Genomic DNA, 12,460 nt, shown 5'->3' with positions numbered 1-12,460 from the left:
TAACACAAAAACAGTCACATAAGTAAAGGAGATTCAAACTCTCTACAAAATTTCACAAATACTTTGAAAAAGACACAATAAAGCGTGTATCTTATGGCTTGTTAGTTAACAAAATCTTAAGCACAGATCTTAATAAGCTATATCCTTATCCAGTATTTTAGAAATAAAGTGATTATCCTAATGCGTATAGTTTTATTTTGTTCCATAATATTATTTTTGGATACTATATTGGGCCTTCTGTATTGAAGAAAATTACTAAATTTAAGCGAGTTCCTATTGCTGTATTTTCTGAAAATCAAGTCATTACTCCAAATAAGTACGATAAATTATACGAAGAGTACGTAAAGACACAATATCCTGATAATATATACGAAGAGCGTCTAGAAATTGCGAAAAAATATCTGGATAATAAGAGTTATGGTGTATATCATGTTCTAAACCCTGGTATGATAGTGCTAATTCCTGAAAATAAATCTTATCCATGCGAAAGTTATTTGGTGTGCATGCCTTGTGGACTTATTACAGAGAGAGTATAATAAAAAATTTCCAGCATTATCCCTACCTACCTACATACATAAGTTACGTTCTCAATATAATTGGAAAGAAAGCGATTTCATTTGGGCAAAAAATCTGGTCATGAACTCGACAGATCTAATGTTTAGATATGCACGAATGGTATTTAATTCTGAAATATTCTCAGTCCAAATACTAGCTCTAATAAACGAAATTTCCTATGCTGAGAAATTTGAGAGAGATGAAGGAAGTCAGAAAAAAATTATGCTGCTAGACGCATTAGCGAATATCCGAAATTTTGTAATGAAATTGGACAAGTGTACCATCTAATAATGCCTGATAAGCATAGATACCAGTAATCTTTTATAATTCAACATAATAAACAACTCGCAGTTATATCCCTTATTCATTTATAGCGGAATGTTTTATTATATTTTGTAATCTTCCGCGTTATATTTCTATTACGTCATTATAATTGGTTTATTACGGCATTTTGGATTAAATTATACATATTTGTTCAAAAATTTTACCTTTCTTCACAGTAATAATTTATATCTTTTACTAATAATAACCTTGTATATTCTTCATCATAATAGTTTAAGTTTAATATTTAAGTTCAACGTTAATCATTTTTAATAACTTAATAAATATCAAAATATATGGCGCTCTGTTTTTGCAAAAAACAGCCCCTATTATCCCCCTTTTTGATTTCATCCCCCCAAAAATGTAAGAGAGATAATCATACAAACAGCATACGATCTTCTGGAAAAATCCCTCTAAACATTATGTTTCTCAATCAGCTGTAGCCAAGCCTCTTCATCGATAACCTCAACACCTAATTCCTCAGCTTTAGCCAATTTGGAGCCCGCTCCAGGTCCTGCAACAAGAAGATCTGTTTTTTTAGAAAGTGAACCAGATGTTTTAGCCCCTAATCGCTCTGCCAATGCTTTTGCTTCATCGCGTGACATATGCGCCAAAGTTCCTGTAAAAACAATGATCTTCTCTGCTATTGGTGAAGAATCTGCTATGATAGGCTCCTCATCAAGAGGTATTACTTCTTCAAGCAAAACAGATAAAATCTCACGGTTATGCGCTTCTTGATAAAAATCAACAATTGCGCTCCCTACCTGTGGTCCAATTCCTTCGATATTGGTAAGCTCTATCCAAGCCTCATTTCCTTCTTCATTTTCCTTATCACATGGCATAAGTGCTTCCATAGCCGCAGTCTCAAAAGCTGTATAATTTTTATAAGCGCGTGCAAGGCGGCGTGCATTCACTTCGCCAACATGACGAATCCCCAATGCAAACAAAAAACGGCTCAACGGAATTTCTCGGCGCGCATTAATGGCATCATACAATTTCCGCACTGAAACAGTACCAAAACCTTCCATATTTTCCAAACGTATCAAAGACTTTTCTTGGCGCCGTTGTAAAGTAAAAATATCGGCTGGTGTATGAATACAAAGCGCCTCATCTTGAGCATAGAAAAAAAACTCTACCTGTTTTTTACCCAAGCCTTCAATATCAAAAGCATTGCGTGAAACAAAATGACGAATACGTTCAATTGCTTGTGCAGGACAAATAAGCCCCCCTGTACAGCGACGCACGGCTTCTCCCACTTCACGAACAGCATGACTCCCACAAGCTGGACACAAATGAGGAAAAATAAAAACAGCAGCATCTTTCGGGCGTTTTTCAATGATAACATCAATAACTTGAGGGATCACATCACCAGCACGTTGTACAATCACGCTATCACCTACACGGATATCACGTCCTTCACGAATGGGCTCTCCTTTATGACCAATTCCCTTAATATAATCCTCATTATGCAAACTAGCATTGGTCACCACCACTCCACCAACAGTAATAGGCGTAAGACGTGCAACAGGTGTCAAAGCTCCCGTGCGACCAACTTGAATGTCAATATCTTCCAAAAGCGCTATCGCTTTTTCTGCTGGAAATTTATGGGCGATAGCCCAACGCGGCGAACGAGAAACAAACCCCAAGCGCTTTTGGAGCATCAAATCATTGACCTTATAAACAATGCCATCAATATCATAGCTTAAAGAATGACGGCATTCTTCGATATCGTGATAATAGCAAATAATGTCTTCTACTGTCTTAAAGACTTTTGTTAATGGATTGATAACAAAGCCATACTCTTTTAGCTTTTTCATCATCTCCATTTGACTTTCTGCCAATATTTCACTCACCTCACCACAAGCATAAGCAAAAAATTGAAGTTTTCTGCTAGCGGTTATCCGTGAATCAAGCTGACGGAGAGAACCAGCCGCCGCATTTCGAGGATTGGCAAAGGTTAACTTGCCCTTCTCTTGTTGGCTGATATTCAGTGCTTGGAAATCCTCCCGCCCCATATAAACTTCACCACGCACCTCAATGATACCAGGAAAATCACCTTGCAAAACTTGTGGAATATCAGCAATTGTTCGGGCATTTGCCGTCACATTTTCACCGACAGTTCCATCCCCACGCGTTGCCGCACGCACAAGCTGCCCCTTTTCGTAGCGCAAAGACAAAGATAAACCATCAATTTTTGGCTCCGCTGTTATTTCCAACACTTGTGTTTCTGGAAGCCGTAAAAAACGACGAATACGCTCAACAAATTCAGTAACATCTTCAGAGCTAAACGCATTATCAAGTGAAAGCATAGGCTGTACATGAACAGATTTTTCAAATTTTTCAGAAATTGGTGCTCCAATTTTATGTGAAGGAGAATCAATACGTATAAGCTCTGGAAAAAGAGCTTCAATTTCTGCATTACGACGACGTAAAGCATCATATTCTGCATCAGAAATTTCAGGCTGATCATCACGATTATAAAGCACATCATGACGTGCAATCTCTTTTGCCAACCACTCTAATTCACGTTCTGCTTCAACAGCTGTGAGATTTTTATATGCATCTTTGTTCATAAAATCTATTCCAAATTACAAGCGCTGCCACAAGGGCCTCCCACGCCTCCTCATCAAGTGAATCTCAATAAATATAAGCTTTCTAGTATTTTTATCGCTGACTAATTACCTTTATGCGAGAAGCTTTTGAGCCGCTGCACGCGCTTCTTCAGTAATCTGTTCTCCAGCCAACATACGGGCAATTTCTTCTGCACGCTCATGTTCTTTCATTTTATGAATCGCAGTAACAAAGCGTCCTTTATCATGACTCTCAATTTTTGAAATAAGAAAATGACCATGCGCTTTCGATGCAACCTGTGGAGCATGCGTAATAGCGAAAACTTGGACATGTTCTGATAAGCGTTGCAACCGTTGCCCAATAGCCGCTGCAACAGCCCCCCCAACACCTGTATCAATTTCATCAAAAATCAGCGTCGGTGCTGATCCTCGATCAGATAAAACAACTTTTAATGCCAGCAAAAAACGAGATAATTCACCGCCAGAAGCCACACTAAGCATCGGCCCAGCACGTGTTCCAGGATTTGTCCGCACCCAATATTCAATACGATCACATCCCTCTGCACTCCGCTTTTCCACATCACTTTGCATTTCAACAATAAATTCAGCCCTCTCTAACTTCAATGCCGGCAACTCAGCCATAACACTTTCAGATAAATGCTTTGCTGTCTCCCGACGCTTTATTGTTAAGGCTTGCGCCAATGTATCATAATTTTTCTTTGCCTGCTCTGCCTCATCTTCAAAACGTGTCAATATAGTCTGAGCCTCTTCAAAATCAGCGAGTTCTGCGTCCATTTTATCGCGTAACTGAACCAATTCATCCGCAGAAACTTGATATTTACGAGCAAAACCCCGAAGAGCAAAAAGACGTTCTTCTATCCGTTCCAATTCATCAGGTTCAAAATCTAATGCTCGTATTGCCGTCTCAATACCTTCTTGTGCTGTTGCAAGTGCATGCAATGCCTCATCAATAGATTTCACCACAGGTGCAATAAGTTCTTGCGCCTCAGGAATTTTCCGCTCCAAACGCCTCACCAAATTAGAAAGCACTGGGATTGGTGATTTTTGACCCGTTAAAAGATCATCTGCTTCTTTAATATCTGTTGCTATTTTTTCTAATTTAAGCATATCAGCACGACGAAGAGAAAGAGCTTCCTCTTCACCAACTTTAAAATCAAGCTTTTCAAGCTCTTCTACACACGTACGAAGATAATCAACCTCCCGTACAGCACTCTCTACTTTAAGACGCTGCCGTTGCAAACGCTCCTCAAATTCACGCCATGAGTGATAACACTGACGCAAATTTTCCACTTCATCTTCAAGACCACCAAAGGCATCTAATAATTGGCGATGTGTAGCAACATCAACAAGCGCACGATCATCATGTTGTCCATGGATTTCAACCAGCAAACGGCCAACACTCCGCATCAATGCAACACTAGACACCTGATCATTGATAAAAACACGGCTACGTCCATCACTTGATTGCACACGTCGTAAAATAATATCACCCTCATCATCAAGACCATTCTCACGAATAAGTTGACGTGCAGGATGTGAAACAGACACATCAAAAACAGCTGTGACCTGCCCGCGGTCAGCCCCATGACGCACAAGCGAAGCATCACCCCGCCCCCCTAGAGCAAGTGATAAAGCATCAAGGAGAATAGACTTCCCCGCACCCGTTTCTCCAGTTAAAACCGTCAACCCCGCTGTAAAATTAATATCGAGCGTTTCGATCAAAACAATATTATGAATCGAAAGCTGTACCAACATAGAGAATCAACGTATCCTCTTCTTGTCACCACCTAAAGCATTTGAGATCCAAGAAGATTTATGCTCACGTGGCGATATTTTATTCTTCTGCAAGAGATTATAAGAAAATTTATACCACTCACTTTTGGGATAATTACGTCCTAAAATAGCTGCTGCCGTCTGTGCTTCCGCCGTTAAGCCGAGAGCAAGATTAACTTCAGTCAAGCGGAAAAGTGCTTCTTCAATTTGATTTGTATCAGAATACTCCTCAACCACGGTACGAAACCGTCTACTTGCCGCAAGATAGCGCCGTCCCTCTTCATAATAACGGCCAATCTGCATTTCTTTACCAGCCAGTTGTTCGCGACCAAAACGGATTTTATCCTTAGCATCCTTGACATACTCAGAATTAGGATAACGCTCTATAAGAAGCTGCATAGCAGCAATAGCACGTTTCGTGTCACGTTGATCACGCGTAACATCAGGAATCCGACGGAAAGAAGAAAGACCAATAATATAGTATGCATAAGCCGAGTCAGTCGACCCTGGATAAAGAGTAATATAGCGTTGAGCCATACTAATTGAATCATCATACTTTCCGAGTCGATAATTAGTAAAAGCACCCATGACCAAAGATTTACGTCCCCAGTCTGTATAAGCGTACTGTTTTTCAATCTTCAAAAACTTCTTCGATGCGTCCCCAAGCCGCCCACTTTCAAGGCTAGCAAGCGCCTGATTATATAAAACATCTGGTGGCTCTATTTTCAAAACATAAGCAGATGGATCAAGGGTATTTTTCTCTTTAAAGAGGCATCCCGCTAACATACAGGTGCTTCCCAAAAGCACCACCCCCAATATCTTGCGTACAATGTTAGATTTTCTATATGTCATATTTCCAATGCACACATGAGATTTTTTCATAGTTTTTCCGGCCTCCACAGAATATCACCTTGTAGCAATAACAATTTATCAAAGGTTTTATACCATATCACTTTAAAATCCACATAACCAATTTAGCAGTTTAGGTCAATCATCCCCTTAAAAATCAAATAAACGATAAAAAAATCTTGTCAATTTTTTTACTCTTTCTCTAAAAAGCTTTTTTCATAATATGATTCGTCTGCCAAAACAGCCTTCACCAATTGCGCATTAATTCTATGCCCACTACAATAAGAACGAAATAATCCAATAAAAGGTGCCCCAAGCAAAGCAGTATCACCAATCGCATCAAGCATCTTGTGCCGAACACATTCATTCTCCCAATAAGGACCATCGGGATTTAAAATTTTATCATTAAGGTCGATAACAAGAGAATTTTCCAAAGAAGCACCTCTCGCCTTTCCAGAAAGCCTTAATTCCTCCACGTCTTTGATAAAACCAAAAGTGCGCGCACGTGACAAATCATCCCTAAACCCTCGTGTGGTAAGATCAAAACTGAAATGTTGCTTACCAATAGCAGAAGAAGGAAAAGAGATCGTTATATCAAAACGACGTCCATCGAATGGCAAAAGCTCTGCAACACCATGAGCTCCTTCAACCCGCACCGGCTTTTTTATAATGAAATAAGAACGCAACGCATTTTGCTGTACAATACCAACATCTTCAAAAGCTTGGCAATATAGCCACGCTGAACCATCCAAAATAGGAATCTCATTATGTGACACTTCAATAACAAGATTATCCAAATTATAAGCAGCAATTGCCGCCATCAAATGTTCAATTGTTTCAACCCTTACATCTTCATCTCCAAGTACTGTTGATAATTCAGTTTCTCCTGTTTGCGATGCATGGGCTTGAAATATTTTCTCTGTTCCGTCTAATCCACAACGCTTAAAAACAATACCACACCCAACATCCGCTGGACAAATCTTTACCACTGACAAACAGCCACTGTGAACGCCAATGCCCTTAAATGTTACTGCTTTTTTAAGAGTAGACTGATATTTTGGTACTAAATTCATCATATCATTTTATTAAATTGCTTGTACATCTTTTAACAAAATTTATAAAACTATAAAAAATATTCATAGTAAATAATAAAAAAAAACCGCTTATTATAAGCGGTTTTTTTTAACAAAGTATTTTATCCAAAAAACAGTAATATATTTTACTGTATAATTTTTGTCTGATCATTAAAGAAATAATAAAATTTCTTACTTTACCTCATTTTTCATCAATTAATTTGCCTGACGACGTAAAAATGCTGGTATTTCCAACTGATCTTCTTCACTTATAAAAGTACGCTGATCTTGTGGTACCTGAGGATGCAGCTCACCAGAACGACGTGGAACATAAACAGAAGCATCTTGAGAAAGCGCCTGAGAATTTTTATTGTAAACATGAGACTCTTTCTGCTGAGACGATCTAACAGCAGGCTCCAACCTCGCTTCTGGCTCAGCTTCTTCACGATGTGTCAAGCTCTGTTTCAAACGCTGCCAAAGATTACGAGGACCTTGATCAGTCACAAATGTTCTTTGACTTTGTCCATGAGCAACAGGTGGAAAATCCTTTAACTCAGGCATACGCATTGGAGCGCGCGCTTGCATTTGTTTTGGTTGCACTGGCTTTTCTTTTTGCTTCACAAGCCCTGTCATCTCATCAAGAACATGCGCTGTTGCCTCCATACTCACAGGAGCCGTCATCGCCTGTTGAGAACCACGGCTTACTTGCATACGAGGCACATTTGATCTCTGTTCCTGAACAGCATTTGAACCATACGCAACAGCATTCGTCGCACTTCGTGTCGTCATTGAGTCTGCAGGATGTGCAAAAATTTGACTTTTGGGACGGAACTGTTCTCCGGTTGATTTACCCTTCTCTATTTCAAGTGATTCGATTACTTCTACCATTGACTCAGAACGCAGAGGCGAAGATTGAACATGAAAAGAACTGTGTGACGTTCCAGGATCGCTCTTGCGTATTGAAGAAGCAGTCCTTTGAATCTGAGGATGAGAGGACTGAACCACATCACTAACTTCACGATCAATACCGGTGGCAACCACAGAAACACGAATAACACCTTCCAATGACTCATCATCAATAGCGCCAAAGATCACATTCGCATCAGCATCTACTTCTTCACGAATACGATTAGCAGCTTCATCAACTTCAAAGAGAGTCATATCACGACCACCCGTAATAGAAATCAATAAACCACGCGCCCCACGCATAGAGGTATCATCCAACAATGGGTTTGCAATAGCAGCTTCAGCCGCAGCCAAAGCACGCCCATCACCAGATGCCTCACCCGTTCCCATCATGGCTCGACCCATTTCGTGCATAACAGAACGAACATCAGCAAAATCAAGGTTAATCAAACCCTCTTTAATCATCAAATCCGTAATGGAAGCAACACCAGAATAAAGCACTTGGTCAGCCATAGCAAAAGCATCAGCAAACGTTGTCTTATCATTTGCAATACGGAAAAGATTTTGATTGGGAATAACAATCAATGTATCGACAGACTTTTGTAATTCTTCAATACCAGCCTCTGCCGTTTTCATACGACGTGCGCCTTCAAACTGAAACGGCTTTGTCACAACACCAACAGTCAAAATACCTTTTTCACGCGCTGCGCGAGCAACAACGGGAGCAGCTCCTGTTCCAGTTCCTCCCCCCATACCAGCAGTAATGAAAACCATATGAGAGTCTGCAAGATGATCAATAATTTCATCAATACATTCCTCCGCCGCCGCTTGTCCAACTTCCGGCAAAGCCCCAGCACCCAAACCTTCTGTCACAGCTGCCCCAAGTTGGATAACACGTTCAGCCTTTGACATAGCCAAAGCCTGTGCATCCGTATTTGCAACAACAAAGTCAACTCCCTGAAGACCAGCATTTATCATATTATTCACGGCATTCCCGCCACCACCTCCAACACCAAAAACGGTAATGCGTGGCTTCAATTCCGCGATATCTGGCCGATGCAGATTAATCGTCATTTTCTTTTCCTTCTCATAAGACACCGCAAGCCAAAGCGATGAAATTTATCCAACTAGACACTTAACTAAAAACTCTCACGCAACCACTGACCAACACGCTGAAAATATCCACGCGTGCCCATCGATAAATGATTTCCTGCCGCCTGCATTGTTTTTTCTTCAAACCCCACCAATTGCGGATAAATTAACAACCCAACAGCAGATGTAAACGCCGCCCCTTTTGCAAGAGAAGGAAGCCTCGAAATACCTAAAGGCCGCCCGATACGAACATTTCTTCCTAATATAGTACGTGCCATTTCTGGCAATCCTGTTAACTGGCTTGCTCCCCCAGTCAAAATAACACGTTTACCAATGATATGACCAAAACCAGAACGATTTAAACAATCACGGACCATTTCTAAAATTTCTTCAACACGCGCACGAATGATACGCCCAAGAACCGCGCGAGGATATTGAGTTTCACGCTGATCACTCCCAATTTCTGCTACATTAATCATTTGCCGCTCATCAGCACTTGTTAAAAGTGCTGAACCATAAACAACTTTTAAACGTTCCGCCTCTGTTAAAGACATAGAAAATCCGCGCGCAACATCAAGAGTCACATGATGCCCCCCAACAGCAAGAGCATCCGCATGAATAAATTTCCCCTCAAAAAACACTGAAAATGTTGTTGTTCCACCACCAAAATCAATACATGCAGCCCCTAAACGCGCCTCATCATTCATCAAGACAGCAAGACCACTTGCAAAGGGAGTAGCAACCATTGCTTCAACACTCAAATGTGCACGATTAATACAAGTTTCTAAATTACGCAAAGAGGCTGTTTCTGCTGTTACCACATGCACGTCGACACCAAATGTTTCCCCTGCCATGCCAATAGGATCAAAAATTCCTTTATCTCCATCCAATACATAAGAAACTGGAACTGAGTGCATAACATGACGTTCAGCATCAAAGGCTTTACGCGAAACATCTGAAAAGGCCATACGCATATCACGCTTGGTGACTTCACGACCATTCAAATGGACCTTTCCATTAATCAAAGCACTTTGTAATCGACTTGAGGAAAAATTCACAATCACTGAATCCACCACCAAACCCGCCATTTTTTCTGCCGCATCAACAGCCAATCTTATGGATTGTTCTGCTGCAAACATATCCATGACAACACCAGATTTAATACCACGTGAACGCTGCACTCCAAAGCCTAGAATTTCCGTAGAATGTGTACGACCATGTAAATAGTGCGCATGCTTCAAAGGACGCAAACAAGCAATAAGACAAACAATCTTACTTGAACCGACATCAAGTACCGTTAAAAAACGTGTTTTACGCCCCTTCAAATGATGTGATCTGAGTAGCATCATAGGCTTCCTGCCTTTCGCGCTTTTAAAATACGTTCTTCTTCTGCTACAGTAGTATGATAACGCTCCAACGTTTCATCTGATAAAGAAACAGTAATTCGATCAGCAAGACGTAAATCAACACTGAGAATATCGCGAGATAAAAGATCTTGCATTGTACCGGACGAAGAAAGAGAAGAAAGCCTTTCAAGAGCACCATTTTCAGGCAACATAACGCGCATTCCATTATTCAAAACAAGATCCCAACGTCGATCACCTACCCGCACAAAAGCACGAATACGATCATATACTTCCGGATAGACTGACAGCGCTTGAATAAACACTTTAGCAGCATTTTGTGCACCCTGCCCAACCACAAGAGGTAAATCCCGAACAATTTCTCCTTTAAAAGGCACAATGACACGACCTGTATTATCAACAATATCCATTATGCCATCATGTTGCCAAATGGCATAGGGTTCACGCTCCACGATGGAAATGCGCATTCTATTGGGATAAATTTTCTGAACATTAGCCGATTGCACCCAAGCCTGTTTTTCCAACAGAGAACGCGCTCTTTCAACATCAAAAGTGAATATAGAAGGCGCAACATCAAGTTTTAAAATTTTAAAAATATCCTGCTTTGCCAAGCGCTTATTACCGCTTATATCGACATGAGTGACCACAAAACTACTATCCAATATGATCGTATTTACGATCACAGTCATCTGACCACTTGATGAAAGTCCATAAAAAGCCGTAACAAAGAAAAACCATACAACAGCAAAAGAGCCGAAATGGCGTGGAATATGAATATTGACAAAAACAAACTCAAACATAAACCGGAGAAAACGACGATAAAGACGTGGCAAAGCCGGCACTGAAAGCACCTCCATCGGAACATTTGTTTTATTAACATTCAACGCATACATGATGCGTCCTCCACCATCCATTGAACAATATCGCCGTAAGTACGGCCGCTCGCTTTTGCAATATCAGGAAGAAGAGACGTCGATGTCATACCGGGTTGCGTATTAATTTCAAGCCAAACCAATTCTCCCGTTTTCTCATCAAAACGAAAATCAGAACGGCTAACACCTCGACACCCTATCGCCTGATGGGCTGCTAAAGACATTCTTTGCACACTTTGGTAAATATTTAGTGAAAGTTGTGCAGGACAAATGTGAAGAGAACCACCCGTTTTATATTTCGAGTCATAATCGTAGAATGGAAAGTGTTTATCGGGAAGAATTTCACACACATCCAGCACTTCATTCCCCAAAACAGCACAAGTCAATTCACGACCAGGAATATATTTTTCAATCATCACCTCATCAGCATACCCCCACTCAGCTCCCCCAATACTATGCGGCGGTGCTGCTTCATTTTCCTGGACAATGACAACACCAAAACTTGATCCTTCACACACAGGTTTAATTACATAAGGAGGCTCCATGGGATGCGTTTGTCCCAAAGCAAAGCGGCTCATGATACGAGAAGGAGCAACACAAACCCCAAAATTTTCAACGATAATTTTTGCACGTCCCTTATCCATTGCCAAAGCGGATGCCATCACACCAGAATGGGTATAAGGAATTTTTAAATATTCAAGAATCCCCTGGATCCGGCCATCTTCACCAAATGGACCATGCAATGCATTGAAGGCAATATCGGGCTGCAACTGTTCAAGAACAGAAGCAATATGAGCGTCAACATCCACGCGGCTCACGCGATACCCCTGCATCTCTAGAACATCAGCACACGCCGCCCCCGAAGATAAACTTATAGACCGTTCAGAAGAAAAACCTCCCATTAACACAGCTATATGTTTATCTTTCATAATAAATCACCCTCTTTCGCATACTATATGTAGTCTATATAGAATACATCAGCACCACATACAGGAAAAACAAAGTTTATCCTTGCGAATCAATAACCTAGCATTTTGCATAATGAATCAGACTCAAAAGCCTGA

9 protein-coding genes are annotated in these 12,460 nt (G+C 40.6%); 1 reads left to right on the top strand and 8 read right to left on the bottom strand.

Translation table 11 applies throughout. The features are described 5' to 3' along the window. Nucleotides 1-197 precede the first annotated feature (197 nt). On the top strand, nt 198-536 hold the full coding sequence (locus tag ACFINZ_RS03680; protein ID WP_375680377.1) for a hypothetical protein: 339 nt from the start codon (nt 198-200) through the stop codon (nt 534-536). Between the two features lie 753 nt (nt 537-1,289). Here the strand turns inward: ACFINZ_RS03680 and ligA are convergent. From ligA to ACFINZ_RS03640, 8 genes are all read right to left on the bottom strand, one after another. Next, nucleotides 1,290-3,449 carry an NAD-dependent DNA ligase LigA gene (gene ligA, locus ACFINZ_RS03675; RefSeq protein WP_375701176.1) on the bottom strand — a complete coding sequence of 720 codons (2,160 nt, stop codon included), beginning with the start codon at nt 3,447-3,449 and terminating at the stop codon, nt 1,290-1,292. Between the two features lie 111 nt (nt 3,450-3,560). Beyond that, complete coding sequence (gene recN, locus ACFINZ_RS03670) at nt 3,561-5,222, bottom strand: DNA repair protein RecN (protein WP_375683988.1); 1,662 nt, start codon at nt 5,220-5,222, stop codon at nt 3,561-3,563. Between the two features lie 6 nt (nt 5,223-5,228). Beyond that, complete coding sequence (locus tag ACFINZ_RS03665; RefSeq protein ID WP_375632987.1) at nt 5,229-6,122, bottom strand: outer membrane protein assembly factor BamD; 894 nt, start codon at nt 6,120-6,122, stop codon at nt 5,229-5,231. A gap of 158 nt (nt 6,123-6,280) precedes the next feature. Beyond that, complete coding sequence (gene lpxC, locus ACFINZ_RS03660) at nt 6,281-7,165, bottom strand: UDP-3-O-acyl-N-acetylglucosamine deacetylase (protein ID WP_375632989.1); 885 nt, start codon at nt 7,163-7,165, stop codon at nt 6,281-6,283. A gap of 213 nt (nt 7,166-7,378) precedes the next feature. Next, nucleotides 7,379-9,142 (bottom strand): cell division protein FtsZ, encoded by a 1,764-nt coding sequence (ftsZ, locus tag ACFINZ_RS03655; protein WP_375632991.1) that lies wholly within the window; start codon nt 9,140-9,142, stop codon nt 7,379-7,381. 65 nt (nt 9,143-9,207) lie between these two features. Further along, complete coding sequence (ftsA, locus tag ACFINZ_RS03650; protein ID WP_375683989.1) at nt 9,208-10,509, bottom strand: cell division protein FtsA; 1,302 nt, start codon at nt 10,507-10,509, stop codon at nt 9,208-9,210. Further along, nucleotides 10,506-11,417, bottom strand: coding sequence for a cell division protein FtsQ/DivIB (locus ACFINZ_RS03645; protein ID WP_375671905.1), 912 nt, complete (start codon nt 11,415-11,417; stop codon nt 10,506-10,508). The genes ftsA and ACFINZ_RS03645 overlap by 4 nt, the downstream gene beginning before the upstream one ends. Then, nucleotides 11,405-12,325 carry a D-alanine--D-alanine ligase gene (locus ACFINZ_RS03640; RefSeq protein WP_375701175.1) on the bottom strand — a complete coding sequence of 307 codons (921 nt, stop codon included), beginning with the start codon at nt 12,323-12,325 and terminating at the stop codon, nt 11,405-11,407. Before ACFINZ_RS03640 ends, ACFINZ_RS03645 begins: the two co-directional genes overlap by 13 nt. Nucleotides 12,326-12,460 lie beyond the last annotated feature (135 nt).

It is taken from the genome of Bartonella sp. AA81SXKL (assembly GCF_042196945.1).
In the GTDB taxonomy this organism is placed as follows: domain Bacteria; phylum Pseudomonadota; class Alphaproteobacteria; order Rhizobiales; family Rhizobiaceae; genus Bartonella.
Note: the sequence above shows the minus strand (reverse complement) of the source record. Positions and strands in the feature narration are given on the sequence as shown.